This window comes from Natronococcus sp. A-GB1 (assembly GCF_029688845.1).
In the GTDB taxonomy this organism is placed as follows: domain Archaea; phylum Halobacteriota; class Halobacteria; order Halobacteriales; family Natrialbaceae; genus Natronococcus.
Genome location: NZ_JARUKW010000008.1, coordinates 95353 through 114621 on the forward strand (window position 1 = coordinate 95353; position 19269 = coordinate 114621).

Sequence of the window (19269 nt, forward strand, 5' to 3'; positions counted from 1 at the left end):
GCACGCGCCGAGAACAGATGATGGGCTGTGTATCGACGCGGGGCGGTCTCCGCGTCCCGAACTCGAGGGATGAGCGGACGACCGATCGCGACGTCCGCGGGTCGCCATGAGCCGTAGCCTCGGCGTGATGGAGGCACTCCGAACGGTCCTTCCGGAGTGGTCCCTCGAGGCGTTCGTCGCGGCGACGCTGTTCGGGGACCTCCTGTTCGTCGCCCCCGCGCTGGTGCTGTTTTACCTCGTCGACGTCGGCTCGTCGATTCGGCGCGGCCGACGGGAGGAGCCGCTGTGTTCCGACCGAACGGTCTCTCTCATCGCGACCATCTTCGGCGGCCTCTCGCTCGTCGTCCTGCTCGAGTCGATGTTTGCGCTTCCGCGTCCGCCCGCGGAGTACCACGTGATCGAACCCAGCGAGTTCGGCTTTCCGAGCGGGCACACGATGGCCGCCACGGTCTTCTGGGGCGCGCTGGCGCTGTGGCTCCCGCGCGGCCGGCGGTCGGTTCGAATCGGTATCGCCGGAGCGATCGTCGCTCTCGTCGCCGTCTCCCGGCTCGCACTAGGTGTGCACTACCTCGTCGACGTTGTCGCATCTGTGGTGTTCGGCGCCGTCTACCTCGCCACGGTCGGCCGGCTCGCGCTGGACCGACCGCTGCGGGCGTTCCTCGCGGCGCTCGGAATCGCGCTCGCGGCGGCGGTCGCCACCGGGGTCAACGATCGGGCGTTCCTCGCGCTCGTCGGGACCGCCGTCGGACTGGTCGGCTGGTGGCTCGTCGAACACCCGGTAATCCGACGACGGGTGTACGGCGTATACGACCGTCTCATCCCCGATTCAACTTGAGGGGTGCCGGAACCGTTCGGTCACCGATGCGCTCGAGGAGCCGTCCGCGCGCTCGGCTTCGGTCTCTTCAGTCGCCAAAGAGCAGGTATCCGATCGCCATCGACGCCAGCACGCCGCCGATCGACCACTCGAACAGGGTGTAGGACTCGAAGAACAGGTGGATCGCCCACCCGACGACGAACGCGAGCATCGCGACGTCGACGTCGCGGTAGGCGGCCAGTCCGCGAGCGACGCTGCCGGCGATCAGCCCGCCGTAGGCGAGGGCGCCGACGAGGCCGGTCTGGATCATCACCTCGAGGTAGGAGTTGTGTGGCAACGGTGCCGTCTCGCCCTCGAGATAGGGTTCGATGACGAGGTTCGCGGGACCGCTGCCGTGGCCGAACAGGAGGGGACCGTCCCGGATCGCCCGCAGACTCGCGGTCCAGAGTTCGAACCGACCCGACGTGGAGATGTCGATCACGTCCGCGTACATCGCAGCGAGCAGTCCGAAGACGCCGACGGTGCTCGCAACGGCGGCGACGGGGACGGCGATGCGGCCGCCAGCGACGTAGGCGGCGTAGATCACCAGAACGACCGCCGAGGCGAGCATCGCCGCCCGGGCGTTCGAGAGGAAGACGCCGGCCGCACAGAGGCCGGCGAGCGCGACCGCCAGCGCGGCTCCCAGCGGTCGACGGGTGGCGACCGAGCGGTGGAGTTCGACGACCGCGGCGACGAGGCCGGCGAACGAGACCAGCCCGAAGGAGTTGGGGTTCGGGAAGAACGACTGGATCGTCGAGCGCTCGGTCTCGATCAGCGGCACCGACGGGGTGCCCGACCACTGACGAACCTCGAACGCCCACAGGCTGTACTCGCCGACGACGTACGTTCCCAGGCCGAGTATCACGGCGACCGCCGCCAACCGGGGGAGAAACCAGAGGAAGATCCGTTTTGGAACGAGCCGCGGGACGACGAAGAGGCTCGTTCCCATCACGACCGCCGCCCACAGCGGCCACCGCGACTGCGTACTCGAGGGATCGTACGCGAGCGTGTGGGCGAGGTAGATCGCGGTCAGAACCGCAAAACAGCCGACTGCGGCCCACTGGCCCGCCGTGTACCGCCTGGCGTCAGTGACGACGAGAAAGAAGGAAACCGAGAGGACGAACACGATCGCGATCGCGAGCGGACGGCTCGGACCGAGACCGAACCCCGGCGAGGAACTCTGGTAGATCACGCCGAGGATGACGAAGGAGATGCCGAGTACCGAGAGCAGCCCCGCCTGGAGCTGGTCGAACTCCTGGTAGGCGTTCGTGACGAGCCGACAGCCACAGACCGTTCCGAGCAGGACGGCGAAGGCCGCCAGCTGCCACGCCGCGATGGCGTCCGTCGAGTACGCGAGAATCACCAGAGTTAGATGCAGGCCGAACAAACCGTAGACGAACAGGTTCACGAGGAGCTGGAGGTCCAACCCGTAGGCGAGCAACGTCCCCGGCTCCCGTTCGACAGCACTCACGTCTCGAGTAATTATCGGGGACGGGTAAATAACTGAGCCAGTAACTATATCCCGGCGGTTCGTTCCCCGCTCGGGGCCGGCAACCGACCGAACCGGGAATCGAATGTTCGCTCGTCGCCTCCGCTCGAGCGAACCGACGAGTCGGCGTGTTCGACCGCTCGGCAACTCGTTCCCACACGTAAAAATCCCGATGTGTTTTTGGGAGTCGCCAGTCTGTTGGCGAACGATGCGCGTTCTCGTTACCGGCGGCGCCGGATTCATCGGAGGGCACCTCGCAGAGTCGTTCGCGAAAGCGGGACACGACGTGACGGTGCTCGACAACCTGGATCCCTACTACGACACCGGGATCAAGGAACGAACGATCGAACTCGGCCGAGCGGCTACGGCGGAAAACGAGGGCGCCTACGCCCTCGTCGAGGGGGACGTTCGGAACGCGACCCTCGTCGACGAACTGGTCGGCGACGCGGACGTCGTCTACCACCAGGCCGCACAGGCGGGCGTCCGAACGAGCGTCGAGGACCCCCGGAAACCCAACTCGATCAACGTCGACGGCACGCTGAACGTCCTCGACGCAGCCCGCGAGACCGACCTCGAGCGGGTCGTCCTCGCGAGTTCCTCCTCGGTGTACGGCAAACCTGAGTACCTACCCTACGACGAGGACCACCCGACGGCGCCGGTCAGCCCGTACGGCGTCTCGAAGCTGGCCGCCGAACAGTACGCCCGCGTCTACGGCGAGGTGTACGGCCTCCCTACAGTTTCGCTGCGGTACTTCACCGTCTACGGCCCGCGGATGCGTCCCAACATGGCGATTTCGAACTTCGTCTCGCGCTGTCTGAACGGTGAGCCACCGGTAATATACGGCGATGGCGCCCAGACGCGGGACTTCACGTATATCGACGACGTCGTCGACGTCAACCGGCAGCTGCTGGACGACGACTCGGCCGACGGCGAGATCGTAAACGTCGGGAGCACCGACACTATCGACGTCCGGACGCTGGCGGCGCTGGTTCGCGACGAGATCGATCCCTCGCTCGGCCTCGAGTACGCCGAGCGACGGACGGGCGATGCCGAGCACACTCACGCCGATGTCTCGAAGGCCCGCGAGCTGCTGGGGTACGAGCCGTCGACGTCGATCCGGGAAGGGGTCTCCCGGTTCATCGACTGGTACCGTCGGAACCGGGACTGGTACGAGCCGCTCGTGTTGGACTCCTGATCGGGCAACAAAACGGTTCGCGTCGCGTAGTCGAGGTGGCCCCGCGAGAGACGCGGGCACAGACGTTCTCGAGGAAAAGGTAAATGGACGGACCGTCCCTTCCTGAGCTATGGCGAAGACGGCCGCAGCGTCCGTGGGCGCTGCACTCATCGTCGCGGGGCTCGCCCCGACCACGTGGCTCGTCGATTCCGCCGTCGGCTACGTCATCTCCGGGACTATCCTGCTGTCGATTTTCGCGCTCGGTGCCCTGTACGGACTCGAGGACGGCCGGCTGACCGGCGCCTCGCTCGAGTGGCCGGTCGTCGCGCTCTTCGGCCTCTACTGGGTCGGGCTGGTCGTCCAGTTCGGCCTCACGGGCTCGACGTCGTTCGTGCCCTACATCCTGCTTACGCCCGTGGTCTGCGTTACACTGTGGTACGTCTGCCCCTCGCTGCTCCTCGCGCACCCGAGACGGTTCGTGGGTGGGCTCGTCGGCGCCGTTACCGCGCTCACCCTGCTCGGCATCGGCCTCCTCGGCCTCGAGACGGTCACCGCGGCGAACTTTCCGTGGACGGGCAACAGCGTCCTCGGCCGACCGGGCCTTCGCGTCGCGTCGGTGTACGGCAACTCCAACGCCTTCGGGTTCGCGGCCGCGGTCGCGAGCCTCGGCGCGCTGTGGGCGCTCCTCGAGTCGCGGCGCCGACCCTGGGGCGCGGCGTTGCTCGTGACGCTGACGGGGCTCGTCCTGAGCGACGCGACGATGGCGCTGTTGTCGTTCGGGGCGGGAACGGCCGTCCTGCTGTTCGTTCGCTCACCGGCGTCGGGGCTCCTGTTCGCCGCCGTCGGCGCGATCTCGGCGTCGGCGTTTCTCCTGACCGATCTCGGCGCATCCTACCTCGCGCTCGTGATCGAACGCGGCGGGAGCGAGCGCCTCGTGTTCTGGGGGATCGCCCTCTCGCAGGCCGCCGAGAGCCCCCTCATCGGCGCCGGATTCGACGCCGGAGTCCCGACCCACAACTCGTTCGTCGCGATCGTGTTGAACGCGGGATACCTCGTGGGCGGCGTGTACGTCCTCGCACTCGCCGGGGCGGTCGCCTCGGCCCTGCAGAAGGTGCGGGCGCGGAACGATCCGTCGTGGAACGGGTTCGTCCTCGCCGCGTTGACGCTGCTCGCGTTGCAGATGCTGACCGAGTCGTTCACGCTCGGCGGGCTGTCCACGCCGTCGCTGATGCTCGCAACGTTCGTCGGGTTCGCGCTGGTCGACCCGTCTGGGAAGACGACGATACCGCTCTCCCGGACGTTCGGCGAGACGCCCGGCTCCGGCGGCGTCGATCAGTAGCCTTATTCCGCCCTGCTCGGAACGAACGCCGAGATGGCGCTCGCAGCGAAGATCGCGTCCGGGCTCAAGGCCGACTTCGCCTCGCAGGTCGTCCGGAACCTCTCGAGCGGCCTCCTGGTCGTCGTCCTCGCCCGCCTGCTGGAGCCCAACGAGTACGGGCTGTTGTACCTCGCGATCTCCGTCTTCGCGATCGCGACGGTGATCGGTCGGCTCGGACTCGGGAAGTCCGCCGCCCGCTACCTCACCGAGTACGAGGAGCGCGACGCGGGCCAGATACCCCATATCGTCGAGACCGTCGCGTTCGCGCTCGCGGTCACCCTCGGGACCGTCACGGTCGCTCTGATCGTCGCACGCGAACCGCTCGCGGCGCTTTTGGGCGAGCCCGGACTCGAGGAGCTGTTGCTGGTCGGCGCGCTGTACGTCGCGGGCCACGGGCTCGTCAACTCCGGGCGAAACCTCTGTCAGGGGTTCAAGGAGATCGAGTGGGCCGCATACATCACGCTCGTCGAAGCGGTCGTCCGCCCCGTCGTCGCGATCGGGCTCGTACTCGCCGGCCTCGGTGTGGTCGGCGCGCTCGTCGGCTACGTCGTCAGCTCGCTGCTCGGTGCCGCGCTGTTCGCGGCGGTTATCTACCGGCTCTACGCGCGCGCCGAGCGGGGCGAACTCGAGGCGGGGCTTCGCCGCCGGATCGCCGAGTACGCGCTCCCGATCACGCTGACCGAGAACGGAAGCACGATCATCAAGCGCGTCGACGTCGTCCTCATCGGGGCGTTCCTGACGCCGCTGGCGGTCAGCTACTACGTCGTCGCCAAACAGCTCCTGACGTTCATCAAGTCGCCCGCGAACTCGCTCGGCTTTGCCATCTCACCTCGCTACAGCGAACAGCTCCAGCGGGGGAACCTCGAGACCGCCTCGCGGCTCTACGGCGAGGCGCTGACGGCCACCCTCGTGTTCTACGTTCCCGCGGCGGCCGGGCTGGCGATCGTCGCCGAGCCGACGCTCGCGCTCGTCTTCGGCGCCGAGTACGCCGGGGGTGCGATCGTCCTGCAGCTCCTGACGGTCTACCTGGTCGCGCAGGCGGTCTCCTACGTCACCAGCGGCGGGCTCGACTACCTCGGCCGGGCGAAACACCGCGCGTACGCGAAGGGCACGGCAGCGGTCGCGAACCTCCTGTTGAACCTCGCGCTCATCCCGACGATCGGGATCGCGGGCGCGGCGATCTCGACTGCAGGCACGTACGCGGCGTACGTCGCCGTGAACGTCTACCTCATCCACCTCGAGCTGGACCTCGACTGGCGGGCGATCGGTCGTCGCTGTGCCAAGGTCGGGGCCGTCACGGCGGTCATGTCCCTCGTTATTCTGCCGTTTTCGCCCATGGTCGACGGCGTCGTCTCGCTCGCGGCGGTCGTCGCTCTCGGGACGGCCGTCTGGCTCGGGGCAACGGTCTCGATCGGCCTGGTCGAGCGCCAGCAGCTCCGTTCGGCGGCGCCGTTCTGACCTTCCCGATCGGGCGTCACGCTCGCGCCAGCACGTCCCGCCACCGGATCGGGATCCGACCGACGTAGGTTAGCTGCGGGTGCTCGTCGAGCGGGTTCGCCGCGTCCCGGTGGGTCCGCCACCAGCGGCTGTGGATCGCGTTGATCCGGACCGGAATCTCCTCGAGTCCGACCAGCTGTGACGCCACCAGCCGATGGAACCCACAGGAGTTGAAGATCAGCGCCCCGTCGCGGCCGACGTTGACAGCTACCTGATCGTACCGGTCGGCGGTTCGCTCCGCCTGGGCGGTGTCGTACTCGAGTTCGATCCCCCGTTCACGGATCGACGCGAACAGCTCGTCGAGGTAGGCCCCGTACCCGGTCGCTGCGTAGGAGCGGGCCTCGCGCTCGGGGTAGCCGGCCTCGCGCAGTCGCTCGGGAGTGAGGTTGCCCTCGCTGACGCTCCCACCGTAGTACCCCCGAAGCAGCCGGTACTTCGGACTCTCGGACAGCGGCTTCGCCTGCAGGTCCCACTCCCCGGGCTCGATCCGGCCCGCCGAGCGGTACTTTCGCAACACGGTGTACTCGAGGTACGTCCGGATCTCGCGGGGATCGACCCGACAGATCACGAACGGCGGAACGGTCGGCCCCGTGATCGATCGCGGGAGGGCGTCTCGCAGCTTCAGCCGGAGCAGGTTCCTGTCGATCATGGGTCGGACCGCGTCGGCACGCGGCGGTTACGGCTCGAGTAGCGACCCCAGCCGTATAGCTCTCGGTGGTCGCAGCCGGCTCGAGCCCGCATCGAAAGCCTCGCGGAAGCGACACGCTGAAGGCGCCGAGGGAAATCTCACCGGTATGGCGACCGTCAGTGTAGTGATCCCGACCTACGAACGTCCCGCCTTCCTCGAGGGCGCCGTCGAAACTGCACTGGCCCAGACGTACGACGATCTCGAGGTGATCGTCGTCGACGATGGCTCCGAGACCGCCTACGCCGGGGCGGTCGTCGACGAGTACCCGGAGCGGGTAATCGTGATAGAACACGAGAACAACCGGGGCCTCTCCGCGGCGCGGAACACGGGGATCGAGCGCGCCTCGGGCGAGTGCGTCGCCTTCCTCGACGACGACGACCGGTGGCACGAGACGAAGATCGAACGGCAGGTCCGACGCCTCGAATCGGACGACCGGGTCGGCCTCGTCACCTGCCTCTCCGTGTCGGTAACTCCCAACGGAGAGGTCATCCACGTCGAACGCGACGCACCCAGCGGCGACCTCTCGGACGCTATGCTGCGGAAGAACCTGCTCGGCTCGCCCTCCCGCGTGCTCGCCCGACGGGCCGCACTCGAGGAGATCGGCGGGTTCGACGAGGACCTGCCGACGAAACAGGACTGGGACCTCTACATCCGGCTCTGCCAGCGCTGGCTCGTCGATGCCGTCGACGACCACCTCTGCTTTCGGACCTCCCACGAGAGCATGTCCAGTTCGCCCGAGACCGTGACCCGCGATTATCGGGCCGTGCTCGAGAAACACGAGTCGATGATCCGCGAGCGAGGCTACTGGGAGCCCGCGACGGCGGCGATCGCCGAGCGAGCGGGGCGGGCGTACCTGGACCACGACGAGCTTCGAAGCGCCCGTAGCGCCCTCAAGGCGGCGCTCTCCGCGGAGCCGACGAAACGCAGGGCGGCGCTGCTGGCGCTTTCCTACACCCATCCCGCGGTCGTTCGATCGGCGATCGCCGCGACGCGATACCTGCGCTCGAGGCGCGACCCCAGCGGGTTCGAGTACGGGGAAGCCGTCGGGTCTGGGCCCGCGTAGCGCAATCTGCATCGAAGCCTTTACCCGCCCGATCGGAAATTCCTCACCCAGGCAATGGTTCGCGTCCTCGCCGTCCTCACGCACGTCAAACCGACGACCTTCTCCTACGAGCTCTGCGAGGCGCTGGCGGCGATCGACGGGATCGAGGTAACGATCGTTTCCTACTACGACGCCGCCGTCGAGGAGACGGCGATGGCGCCGGATTCGGCCGTCGAGTTCGTGCCGCTGAACGCGAGTTCGCGTCTCGATCCGACCGCAATAGCCCACCTTCGCTGGGTCCTGCGGACGAGGTCCTACGACGTCCTCCACACCCACCACAACTTCGTCGGCTCGCTGGCCCGGCTGCTCGCCCCTCGCGGAACGAAGATCGTCGACACCGAACACGCCGACCACGAGCGTCACTACTCGCTCCCGCAAGTGCTGGTCAACGCCGCGACGCTCCCGCGGGCCGACCGGGTCGTTGCAAACTCGAGGCGGACCCTCAAGTCCCTGTACTGGTTCGAACGGCTCGGACTGGACGACGAGCAGTGCTCGGTGATCTACAACGGGATCGACGTCGATCGGATCGACCGCGTGCTCGAGAGGCCCTGCGACTCTCGGGGGACCGACGGGAGGCAGATCACGACGGTCGGCCGGCTGAGCGAGACGAAGAACCAGTCGACGGTGCTCCGGGCGTTCGCGTCGCTCGCCGACGAGCACCCCGAGAGTCGGCTGACGATTGTGGGCGACGGCCCCCTGCGCGAGGAACTCGAGTCGCTCGCCGATTCGCTCGGCGTCCGGGCGCGCGTCGAGTTCACGGGCTTCGTCGACCGCGAGGAGGTGTATCGGATCCTCGTCGCGAGCGACCTCTACGTCCAGCCCTCGCTGTCCGAGGGCTTCTGCGTCGCCCTCGTCGAAGCGATGGCCTGTCGGCTTCCGGTCGTCGTCAGCGACGTTCCCGTCCTGCACGAGGTCGTCGGCGAGGCGGGTTCGTACGCGACCCCGACCGAGCCCGCCGCGTTCGCCGACCGCCTGCGACGGCTGCTCGGGGACGACGAGCTGCGCCGGGAGTTCGCCGAGCGGGCGTCCGACCGCGCGCGAACCGAGTTCCCCCTCAAGCGAACCGCCGACGCCTACGCCGAGCTGTACCGGGAGCTGCTCGAGTCGTCGTAGGGATCGAACCGGAACCGCTTTGGATCGAACGCGGGACGATCCGACCGTGACGGGGTTCGCAGACGGCACGGCGACGGTGGAGTTCTTCGGCGTTCCCGGGGCGGGAAAGTCGACGATCGCCCGCCGGCTGGCCGAGCGGCTGGCGGCGACGGGACGACCGGTCTCGGAGCCGACGTACGAACTCGCCCACCAGGTCTCGAGCGCGCGACGGTACCTCGCCAAGAGCGGGTACGCCGCCACCGGAACGGTTCGACACCCTCGACGGGCGCTCGCGGCCGCTCGAGCGATCGCCGAAAGCGGCCAGCCCTCCTCTCGCACGCTGGTGAAGACGACGTTCAACTGGCTGTACGTGGCCGGGGTGCTCGAGTCCCGGACGTCAGGGGAACTGCAGGTACTCGACCAGGGACTGGCACAGGCCGCCTGGTCGGTCGGCCTCGGCGCCGAACGGGATCGAACGACCTCGCTGTGCGAACTGGCGGTCGACGCGCTCTCGCGGACGGGTCCATCGATGGTCGTGGTCGTCGACCTTGCACCCGAGACGGTCCGCGAACGGCTCGCGGGTCGCGCGGACGGCGATACGCGGGTCAGTCCGACGGGCGACGGGCACGCCGTAAGCGAGGCGTTCGAACGAAAGGAACGGGTCGAACGATCGATCGCGGACGCCATCGCCGGCAATCCGTCGGTCGACCTGGTTCACGTCGACAACGAGTCGAGAACTGATCTCGAGGACGCCGTCGGGGTGGTTCTCGAGCGCCTCGAGAGCGAACAGCGCCGTAGTTAGCGGCACGGGTTTCCCGTGCGGAACGCTGTATGAGACTCGCGTTCAGTACAGGACAAGTACTGTTCGGTAGTTTCGAATAACGGAGAATGAAAAGAACAAACTGATTACAACTTCCCGGCGATTTCCTCGGCAGTAGTCACCAGTCGATAGAGTAAATAAATGACAACCAAACCGGCGGGAACGGCAAGCGCAGGAATAAGTTCAGGCCATAGAGAGACGATAACAATTCCAGCAAGCAACAAGAGTGTAATTTCGGCCAACGTTCTTTGGCGATGACGGTCGGTACGAGAGGAGGCCATATTTTTTATTTCAGATTCTTAATTTAAACTCTTTGTGAAAAGGAGGTAGTCTGAGGTGTTGATTGGGACGTCTCAGCGTTAGATACGTCCCTCTACGTAACGCGTGTTCGTCTCGAGTGCAACTGTACTCAAGAGAGGCAGCCGTTAGGTATAGGTGAAACAGATATCACGGCCAGCATCCGCGAGGAGCGCGGAACGTTCCGTTCCGCGGACCGTTCGCGCGGCTACGCCGCGCGAAGACGAAGCGGGTTCCCCGCCGGAGCGGGCGAAGCCCGCAGAGGCGGCTTTTTAGCGTAGATTTTTGGAGTCGAGTCGGACTGGCGGTCCCACTGACCATGCGAATAGTGCGAGACCAACGGTCTCGCATGCCGTGTGAACGGACGCTGCGCGTCCGTGAACAGAGGGCGCGAAGCGCCCGTGAGCAGAGAGTGGTGAACGAACAACGCGAGCGAACCCGACGAGAAAAAGGTACGTGCGCATATCTGGGTAGTGAACCGTCCCAGATCCGATTCAGAACCAGAACCGGACACAGAGACCGCATGACCAACTATCGGTGGCTGATCTCCCCAAGTACGCTCGTGGTCCGCTCGACGGTCGACCGCCAGTCGTACGTCGGTCCGAGCCCGCGGTCGCTTCGCGCACTCGAGCGCGAGAGCTGCGTTTCGATCTCGTTGGCGAACGCCTCGACGTCACCGACGGGAGCGACCGACCCTCCCTTCCCGATAACCGTAGCGACCTGCTCGAGGTCCGAGCAGACGACGCGAACGCCCGAGGCCATCGCCTCGAGGACGGTTCTGGGGACGCCTTCCGTCCGGCTCGGGAGGACGAGCACGTCCGCCGACCGGTAGATGCGGGGCATCTCCTCGTAGGGAAGGTGGCCAAGGAACTCGACGCCGTCGCCCAGCCGGTCACCGGCTCGCGCCTCGAGCCGGTCGCGAAGCGGTCCCTCGCCGCAGAAGTACAGCGTCACGTCTGGATACGTCTCACGCACACGTTCGACGGCCGCCAGGGCGTCCTGGGGTCGCTTCCCCTCGACCAGTCGGCCGACGAACAACACGATCGGTCCCGACGACTCGAGCAGGTCGCTCCCGGAGCCGTCCGGCCGAAATCGTTCGGTGTCGATCCCGTTCGGGACGACCTCGATCGGCGTTCGAACGCCGAACTCGCGGAGTTGGCGCTCGCCGACGTCGGTGTAACAGAACGCGACGTCGGCTTGCTCGAACGTCCACCGACCGACGGTCCGAAGGTACCACTCGAACACCCGTTCGGGTGCGGTCTGGGAGTACAGCCCGTGGTTTGTGATCGCCAGGGGCGTCCCCCCGAGCCGACGCTTCAGCGCCGCCAGGTTCGTCGAGAAGTACAGATGCGAGTGGGCGTGCACGACGTCGAACCCGCAGGCGTCGCGCAGGTACCGTGCGACGCCGATCGAGAGGTCGTTGCCCAGCGGGCTGACCGTCGGATCGTATCGAACGACGGTGTAGCCGTCTCGCTCCTCGAGGTGGGGGAGTTCGGGGTCGCGTCGCACCGTCAGGACCGTAACGTCGTGGCCCATCGCGGCCTGGTCTCGGCTCATCGCGTGGACGTGGTAGGCGCCGCCGCCGTTGACGTCGGGATAGCTCTTCTGTGCCACTCGAAGGATCCGCATCGGCCGATCCGCGTCGGGTAGTTCGAGCGACATTCCTGAATCCACTCAGTCGTTCTCCACGAGCCGCGAGAGCCCTTCCTCGAGGCCTACCGTCGGTTCGTAGCCGAGTTCGGTTCGGATCTTCGAAATCGCTGCCTGACTGTGTTCGATGTCGCCGGGTCGGGGCTCCCCGTGAACGATTTCCGAGTCCGAGCCGACGACCTCGCGGATCGTCTCGGCGAGTTCCCGAATCGTCACCGACGATCCGGTGCCGACGTTGAACGACTCGCCGACGGCGTCGGTCGTCGCCGCAAGCAGGTTCGCCTGCACGACGTCCGAGATGTGGATGAAGTCCCGCGTCTGAGTGCCGTCGCCGTCGATCGTGATGGGCTCGTTGGCCCGGGCCTGCTCGAGAAAGATGCTGATAACGGCGCTGTAGTCGCCGCCGACCTGTCTCGGACCGTAAACGTTGAAGTACCGCAGCGACACCGTCGGCAGACCGTACAGCTCGTGGTAGAGCCGGGCGTACTCGTCGACGGTCGCCTTCTCCAACCCGTACGGCGAACTCGGTTCTGCCGGGTGGTCCTCGTCGATCGGCGTGTACTCGGGGTGGCCGTAGATCGCCGCACTCGAGGCCAGTACGACCCGGGCGTCCTCGGCGCGGGCTCGCTCGAGCAGCGTCAGCGTCCCGTCGACGTTGACCGCGTGGCTCTCCACGGGGTCGTCGACCGACCGCTCGACGCTGACGAGGGCCGCCTCGTGGAAGACGAGATCGACCCCGTCCGTCGCTCGCGCGACGGCCTCGTCGTCTCGGAGGTCGCCCTCGACGAGAGTCACGTCATCCGGAACGCGGTCACGGCGGCCACTCGAGAGGCTATCGAGCACGCGAACGTCGTTCTCGTCGGCGAGCGTGTCGACGAGATGGCTCCCGATAAACCCCGCCCCTCCTGTCACCAGAATCGTCTCTCCCGTCGGCGGCTCCGGTCGTTGACCTGACATCAGCTGCTACTCGACTCTTCGTCGCCGTCCTTAGTTAAGCGTTCAGACAACAGGTCGACGACGTCCACTGTGACTGACCAGATCTGGGCGGCGACGAGCCTGACGTCCAGCCACAGCGACCGTCGTCGCACGTACTCGAGGTCGTACTCGAGTTTCTTCGCGGGTTCGAACCCCGTCACGTCGTTGATCTGTGCGATACCGGTGAGCCCCGGTTTGACGAACCAGCGCTTCGACCAGTCGATGCCGTCGGTTTCGATCTCCCGGTCGATCTCGGGGCGCTCGGGTCGCGGACCGACGACGCTCATCTCGCCGTTGAGAATCGAAAACAGCTGTGGGATCTCGTCGAGGTGAGTCTTCCGGAGGACTCGACCGACCCCGGTGACGCGGGGATCGACGCTGCCGGCGTCCTCGTCGCTCAACTCGGCCCCGTCGCTTTCGGCGTCGGTGACCATACTCCGGAACTTCGAGAGGGTAAACGTCTGCCCCAGGGTCGACGTTCGGACCTGGTTGTAGAGGACGGGACCAGGAGAATCGAGTTTGACCGCCACCGCGACGAGCAGAATTATCGGCGCCAGTACGAACAGTCCCACCGTTGCGAAGGTCAAATCGAACGCTCGCTTCGTTAGCCGTCCGTACCACGGCCACGGCTGGAGGTCGACGCGCACCAACGCGTCGCCGACGGGTTCGTCCTCGAGAACGCTGTCGGCGAGCGAGTCGTGGACAAGCGCGTCGACGCCCTGTTCCCGACACGTCCGCAGGACGCCGAAACACTCCTCGCGGTCGCCGTGAGCGAACGCGAGCACGACGGTGTCGATATCGCGCTCCTGGATGACTCGCTCGAGTCGCGAGAGCCCACCGAGGCGCTTGGTTCCGGCGATCAGCTCGAGTCGGTTGAGCTGGGCATCCGTCCGGAGGCCGCCGTCGGTTCTAAGAATCTGTTCGTCGTCGGGACGTCGATCCGGCACCGAGTCGCCGGGATAGGACATCTCGATCGACTGCTCGGTCAGTACCGGTGATAGGAAGCCGAGGGGCGAAACGGGAAGCGAGAGGACCGAGGATTTGATCAACGTGGGTTCATCGCCGACGACCAAGACGCGTTCGGTACGGTTACGACGGCGACAGAGTCCGTACCAGGCGGGAAGCGCGAGTGCGAGGAGGGCTCCCGAGACGAGCGACGTCGAAACCGCGGGAGCGGGAGGGACGCCAGTGACCGCGAGGGCAATAAGAACGAGGCAGGCGATACCGATCTGTCGCCAGCTCTCCGAAAGCACCGTCGCTACCGAGCGCGGCCGAGAGACGTACAGCGGGGTCAACGCGACGCTGACGACCCCACCGACGAGTACCGCGGCGAGAAGGCTCTCCCCGAGCGTAGTCGGCACACCGGTAAGGATACCCGCGACGAACCCCGCCGCAAGTGCGAGCAGCAGCGTCCCTGTGGCTGCGGCGCCGCGATATCCCCAGCGTAGTAACATTCAACATATTCTCTCCCTCAGACGCCGTATTAAAGCTTGTGAGACGGCGTAAAGTTAGTTTACGGCTATTTCAGGATATTCGACCAATAGTAGTTCGTTGCTACTTATCAGACGAATTATGACCGTTTTAACGAGGAGGGTGGTTGATCGTCACCGGCCGACCGGACCGCACGCGATCCAGTTTTTCGGTTCTGATCGTCGACAGTGGGATCGGTACCTAACCGACGGCTATCGCTCTCTCCTCGAAGTTCGCCACAACGAACGCGACCTGAGCCGGTGGGTCACAGACAGTTTCGGCGTCCACAACGTCCCGTTTCTCGGTTATGTGACTATTACTAACCAGGTATCCGAACGAAGGAGACACCATGAACCGACGGAAGATCCTTCTCGGAGCTGGCGCCGCACTCGCAACGACGATAGCAGGGTGCGGAAGCGCGGACGGAGAGGAGTCGGACGAACCGGACGACGCCGACGAAATGGACGACGCACTCGAGGACGATACCGACGAGGCCGACGACACACCGACCGACGAGCTTCCCGGGGAGGACGGCGAAGACGATGAAGACGACGAGGACGAAGCCGAAAACGACGACCCAGTCGAGGACCAGATTCCCGGTTTCGAGGACGACTCGTTTACCGTCGACAGTGACGAGATCTCGCTCGAGGAGGTGACCCGTGACGACGAGACGGTTACCGTTCGGATGGAGGCACACTCCCTCGACCAGGAGGCCCTCGAGGAGGCCCTCGAGGACGCCGGTCGGGCGTTCGTTGGGGCTATCGACGACGTCGACGAGTTTACCGGCACCGTCTCGACCGTCGAGTGGGACGTCGAGCACGGTGGCACGAGCCTCGCCGACTTCTACATCGAATCCGAGTGGCTCGAAGCCTACGAAGCGGAGGAGCTCTCGGAGGACGAACTCCTCGATCGGATCATCGACACTGGATCGATGGACTAAGCTTCCGAGGAATCGAGTGGTAAACGGCATATCGCGATACAAAAACGGCGGCGAAACGCCGACCCTCGTGGATCGATCCCGAGGTACCCCGGCTCGAGGTGATTGCGGCTTCGCAGTGGCGGTTTCGGGTGCGCTGATCGCGGCGGCCGTATCGAACCGTCTCGAGACGGAGATCTCTGTCGGCGGTTCTTCCACGGTGCCGGACTCTCGTCCGTCCGCTTCTACGCTCCCTGACTGGCCGCTGCCGTCGGCTCGTTTCTTAGCGTGGTACTTCATCCGGTGCTCGATACGATTACCGTCTATCGAATCCGAGAACGAGTACACGCGACGGATGTCGGTCGATAACGATGCTGCGACCGGCGCGATCCGAGCGGCACGTTAGGGGACAGTCGCTTCCGACGTCCGTTTCGTATCCGGTACCGTCTCGGCAGGTGGAGTACCCCGGGGGCCAAGTGGTTCGGGAATCGTAGATTCTCGTCATCAAGCGAGACCGGAAGTCTCGCGGACCTCGCGGAGTCTGGCGGGACGTACGTTCCGCTGACCTCGCGGGAACTTCGTTCCCGCTTAGCTTCGCTCCGCTCAGTCACGGGAGGGCGAAGCTCTCTCGAACGACCCCGAGGCTTTACCGTTTTGACCGTGTCGCCCGGAAACCGGAGGACGGGCGCAGACGAATTTCCGTCCCCTCGAGCTGGTTCACTCCTCCCACGCGCTGGGAGCAATACCGAGGGCTTGAACGGCGGGCCGATACAGAAAGACGAGGACGAAGATGATCGCGAGATCGACCCAGAAGCCAACGTCGCCGACGAGCGTTCGCACGATACCGAGTACGAGAAACACCAGCAGTAGCATCGCAACGTAGTGGGGAACGAGTTCGAGTAACCGGTCCGTATCCATGGACAGCGTTCGACGACGGCGACTATATGCGTACTGGGTGGCTGGGTCCGCCTCGAGCCCGCTGGCGGGTCCACAGCGTTCGGTGTGCGACCACGGTTGGCTCGGAGCCGATCGTTCCTGGTTCCCGGCTCCGAAATACATAAAACTTCACTACTATTGTGATATAATTCCTATAGAACAGACAATCCGATTCCTTGGCGACTTTCAATTTAATAAACACTCAGAAGTTTAGCTCAGAGTTCAGTACTGTTCTCGAGAACGGAGGAAGTGACCGCAGTCGGTACCGATCCCCTGTCGATCCTGCTCGGTGACCCCTGTCAGTTCACAAGCTATCAGATACCGGAAACGACGAGCGTTCCGAAGCACATCCTCTCTCGGTGATTTCAGGAGAGCCAACGTTCATTATCTGCGAACCGGAACTACGTCAGTAGATGTCACACTACAGGCAGGCCCCTCGAGGCGAGGAGCGACTGCAGCGCCAGCAACGAGTAAGCGCCGACGACGGAGGGAACCGGCAACGATGACCCGCGAGAGCACCGAGATAACCCTTATCGGGACGGACGAGTCGGGAGTACTCGCGGAGCTGACCACCGCGCTCTACGATCGTAACGTCGAACTGCTCGAACTGGATCAGGCCGTCCGCGACGGCACCTTCCGGGTGAACGCCCGGGTCGACACCGACGGAATGACCGTCTCGCAGTCGGTCCTGCGATCGGAGCTGCAGGCGCTCGGCGACGAGTTCGACGCCGACGTACGGGTACGCTTCCCCTCGAGTTGCGACGATCAGTCGATCGCCGTTCTGGTCACGAAGGAGAGCCACTGTCTGGAGGCGTTACTCGAGGCCTGGGACGAGGGCGAGCTCGGCGCGGATATCGGCGTCGTCATCGGGAACCACGACGATCTGCGTCCCCTCGCCGCGGAGTACGACGTCCCGTTCCACGACGTCGGCGACGAGAGCGGTTCGCCCGACGAGGACGAACTCCTGGAGCTGCTCGCCGAGTATGACACCGACCTCGTCGCGCTGGCCAGGTACATCCAGATCCTCTCCCCGGAGGTCGTCTTCCGGTACGAGGATCGCATCATCAACGTCCACCCGAGCCTCCTACCGGCGTTTCCCGGCGCTGCGGCCTACCGTCAGGCCCTCGAGAAGGGGGTCCGGATCGCCGGCGTCACCGCCCACTACGTGACCACGGATCTCGATCAGGGCCCGATCATCACCCAGCGCGCGTTCAACGTTCCCGCCGACGCGGCCGAGGCCGACCTCAAGGCGCGCGGCCAGCCCCTCGAGGCCGAAGCCCTGCTCGAGGCGATCGAGCTCCACCTCGAGGACGAACTCGTCATCGGTGACGGCCGGGCCATGGTCGAGGAACCGGACCGGGATACGACCCAGCTCGGCGCACCCGCAGCGCTGGATCGGGCCAACCCCGAGGCCCCGGTCGACGAGCGCGAGTCGCTCGTCGCCGACGATCGCGAGGGGACGGCCGTTGCCGACGACTGACGTCGATTTCGTTCTTTCGCTCCGTGACCTGTGTCCGTCGATCTCGCCCGAGAGTCATCCACTTCCGTCCTCGTTCCTACCACGCACGATCATTCATCTTACGTATTGTGTTTGAACACTCACGCTCGCAAGATACTTACTCCGGGTTCTCGCTACTCGTAGTATGGCGTTCGACCAGCCACTCGACAGCATCTCACCGAGCGTAGCGACGGCCATCGATCGCGAACGCGATCGACAGGAGTCGACGCTCGGCATGATTGCCTCGGAAAACCACGTCTCGGAGGCCGTTCTCGAGGCCCAGGGCAGCGCGCTGACGAACAAGTACGCCGAGGGCTACCCCGGCGGCCGGTACTACGGCGGCTGCCAGCACGTCGACACGGTCGAGGAGGACGCGATCGAGTCGGCGAAAGCGCTCTTCGGCGCGGACCACGTCAACGTCCAGCCCCACAGCGGGACCCAGGCGAACATGAGCGTCTACTTCGCCGTCCTCGAGCCCGGCGACAGCATCCTCTCGCTGTCGCTGTCCCACGGCGGCCACCTGAGCCACGGCCACAGCGTCAACTTCTCCGGACAGCTCTACGACGTCGACCAGTACGAGGTCGATCCCGACACCGGCTACATCGACTACGACGACCTCGAGCGACAGGCCCGCGAGACCGACCCGGAGCTGATCGTCAGCGGTTCCTCGGCGTACCCCCGCGAGTTCGACTACGAGCGAATCGCGGAGATCGCCGACGCCGTCGACGCCCTCCACCTGGCGGACATCGCTCACGTAACTGGGCTCGTCGCAGCCGGCGTCCACGCCTCGCCGGTCGAACACGCCGAGTTCGTCACTGGGAGCACGCACAAGACGATTCGCGCGGGTCGGGGCGGGATCGTCATGTGCGACGAGGAGTTCGCCGACGACATCGATTCGGCGGTCTTCCCCGGCGCGCAGGGCGGCCCGCTGATGCACAACGTTGCCGGCAAGGCCGTCGGTTTCGCGGAGGCTCGAACCGACGCGTTCGACGAGTACGCCGAACAGGTCGTCGCAAACGCGAAACGACTCGCCGACGTCTTCGTCGAGCGGGGGCTCTCGCTGGTCAGCGACGGCACCGACAAACACCTCCTGCTGGTCGACCTCCGTGACTCTCATCCCGACCTCACGGGCAAACAAGCCGAGTCGCTGCTGAGCGACGCCGGCATCATCGTCAACAAGAACACCGTTCCCGGCGAGACCAGATCGCCGATGGTCACGAGCGGGATCCGCGTCGGCACGCCGGCACTCACCACGCGCGGGCTCGAGGAGGCGGAGATGGAGACCGTGGCCGACTGCATCGTCGACGTACTCGACGCGCCCGACGACGAGGGCGTCACCGATCGTGTGGCCTCACAGGTCGACAAACTCTGTGCGGCGTACCCGATCTACGAATAAGCGCGAGGGGTTCGATTTCTTCTGGCCGAGAGAACAAC

16 protein-coding genes are annotated in these 19269 nt (G+C 65.6%); 10 read left to right on the forward strand and 6 right to left on the reverse strand.

The genetic code is table 11. The features are described 5' to 3' along the window. The first annotated feature begins 106 nt into the window (after positions 1 to 106). Positions 107 to 835, forward strand: a complete 729-nt coding sequence (locus tag QA600_RS10955; RefSeq protein WP_278291975.1) for a phosphatase PAP2 family protein — start codon at positions 107 to 109, stop codon at positions 833 to 835. Positions 836 to 902: 67 nt separating this feature from the next. On the opposite strand, the gene QA600_RS10960 is transcribed toward QA600_RS10955, so the two are convergent. Continuing rightward, on the reverse strand, positions 903 to 2324 hold the full coding sequence (locus tag QA600_RS10960) for an O-antigen ligase family protein (protein WP_278291976.1): 1422 nt from the start codon (positions 2322 to 2324) through the stop codon (positions 903 to 905). A gap of 226 nt (positions 2325 to 2550) precedes the next feature. Between QA600_RS10960 and QA600_RS10965 the strand changes: the two genes are divergently transcribed. The 3 genes from QA600_RS10965 (at position 2551) to QA600_RS10975 (ending at position 6352) form a co-directional block, all read left to right on the forward strand. Next, the gene (locus QA600_RS10965) at positions 2551 to 3537 is read left to right on the forward strand and encodes an SDR family oxidoreductase (RefSeq protein ID WP_278291977.1); all 987 of its coding nucleotides are present in this window, start codon (positions 2551 to 2553) and stop codon (positions 3535 to 3537) included. A gap of 109 nt (positions 3538 to 3646) precedes the next feature. After that, positions 3647 to 4855, forward strand: a complete 1209-nt coding sequence (locus tag QA600_RS10970) for a hypothetical protein (RefSeq protein WP_278291978.1) — start codon at positions 3647 to 3649, stop codon at positions 4853 to 4855. A 33-nt stretch (positions 4856 to 4888) separates the two neighbouring features. Further along, on the forward strand, positions 4889 to 6352 hold the full coding sequence (locus QA600_RS10975; protein WP_278291979.1) for a flippase: 1464 nt from the start codon (positions 4889 to 4891) through the stop codon (positions 6350 to 6352). Positions 6353 to 6368: 16 nt separating this feature from the next. Here QA600_RS10975 and QA600_RS10980 read toward each other — a convergent pair whose 3' ends face one another. Continuing rightward, on the reverse strand, positions 6369 to 7040 hold the full coding sequence (locus QA600_RS10980) for a hypothetical protein (protein ID WP_278291980.1): 672 nt from the start codon (positions 7038 to 7040) through the stop codon (positions 6369 to 6371). Positions 7041 to 7185: 145 nt separating this feature from the next. Here QA600_RS10980 and QA600_RS10985 point away from each other — a divergent pair, with 145 nt between their 5' ends. Genes QA600_RS10985 through QA600_RS10995 form a run of 3 tightly spaced genes read left to right on the forward strand, consistent with a single transcriptional unit; the run spans position 7186 to position 10075 of the window. Further along, positions 7186 to 8142 carry a glycosyltransferase family 2 protein gene (locus QA600_RS10985; RefSeq protein ID WP_278291981.1) on the forward strand — a complete coding sequence of 319 codons (957 nt, stop codon included), beginning with the start codon at positions 7186 to 7188 and terminating at the stop codon, positions 8140 to 8142. A 54-nt stretch (positions 8143 to 8196) separates the two neighbouring features. Next, the gene (locus tag QA600_RS10990; protein ID WP_278291983.1) at positions 8197 to 9294 is read left to right on the forward strand and encodes a glycosyltransferase family 4 protein; all 1098 of its coding nucleotides are present in this window, start codon (positions 8197 to 8199) and stop codon (positions 9292 to 9294) included. 46 nt (positions 9295 to 9340) lie between these two features. Then, the gene (locus QA600_RS10995) at positions 9341 to 10075 is read left to right on the forward strand and encodes an AAA family ATPase (protein ID WP_278291984.1); all 735 of its coding nucleotides are present in this window, start codon (positions 9341 to 9343) and stop codon (positions 10073 to 10075) included. An 846-nt stretch (positions 10076 to 10921) separates the two neighbouring features. Here QA600_RS10995 and QA600_RS11000 read toward each other — a convergent pair. The 3 genes from QA600_RS11000 to QA600_RS11010 are packed head-to-tail and all read right to left on the reverse strand — an operon-like array spanning position 10922 to position 14469. After that, entirely contained in the window at positions 10922 to 12019 is a 1098-nt protein-coding gene (locus QA600_RS11000) for a glycosyltransferase family 4 protein (protein ID WP_278292065.1), read from the reverse strand. A 45-nt stretch (positions 12020 to 12064) separates the two neighbouring features. Beyond that, positions 12065 to 12997, reverse strand: coding sequence for an SDR family oxidoreductase (locus QA600_RS11005; protein ID WP_278291985.1), 933 nt, complete (start codon positions 12995 to 12997; stop codon positions 12065 to 12067). Further along, on the reverse strand, positions 12997 to 14469 hold the full coding sequence (locus QA600_RS11010; RefSeq protein WP_278291986.1) for a sugar transferase: 1473 nt from the start codon (positions 14467 to 14469) through the stop codon (positions 12997 to 12999). The genes QA600_RS11005 and QA600_RS11010 overlap by 1 nt, the downstream gene beginning before the upstream one ends. Before the next feature lie 365 nt (positions 14470 to 14834). On the opposite strand from QA600_RS11010, the gene QA600_RS11015 reads away from it, so the two are divergent. Beyond that, a complete protein-coding gene (locus QA600_RS11015) occupies positions 14835 to 15425 on the forward strand; it encodes a hypothetical protein (RefSeq protein WP_278291987.1) in 591 nt (196 codons plus the stop codon). Positions 15426 to 16118: 693 nt separating this feature from the next. Here QA600_RS11015 and QA600_RS11020 read toward each other — a convergent pair. Beyond that, positions 16119 to 16319: a hypothetical protein gene (locus tag QA600_RS11020; RefSeq protein ID WP_005558802.1), complete on the reverse strand. Its 201-nt coding sequence runs from the start codon at positions 16317 to 16319 to the stop codon at positions 16119 to 16121. Between the two features lie 520 nt (positions 16320 to 16839). Here QA600_RS11020 and QA600_RS11025 point away from each other — a divergent pair. Together QA600_RS11025 and glyA are read left to right on the forward strand one after the other, a co-directional pair. Next, positions 16840 to 17817, forward strand: a complete 978-nt coding sequence (locus QA600_RS11025) for a formyltetrahydrofolate deformylase (protein WP_278291988.1) — start codon at positions 16840 to 16842, stop codon at positions 17815 to 17817. Between the two features lie 163 nt (positions 17818 to 17980). Then, the gene (glyA, locus tag QA600_RS11030; RefSeq protein ID WP_278291989.1) at positions 17981 to 19231 is read left to right on the forward strand and encodes a serine hydroxymethyltransferase; all 1251 of its coding nucleotides are present in this window, start codon (positions 17981 to 17983) and stop codon (positions 19229 to 19231) included. The last annotated feature ends 38 nt before the right edge of the window (positions 19232 to 19269 follow it).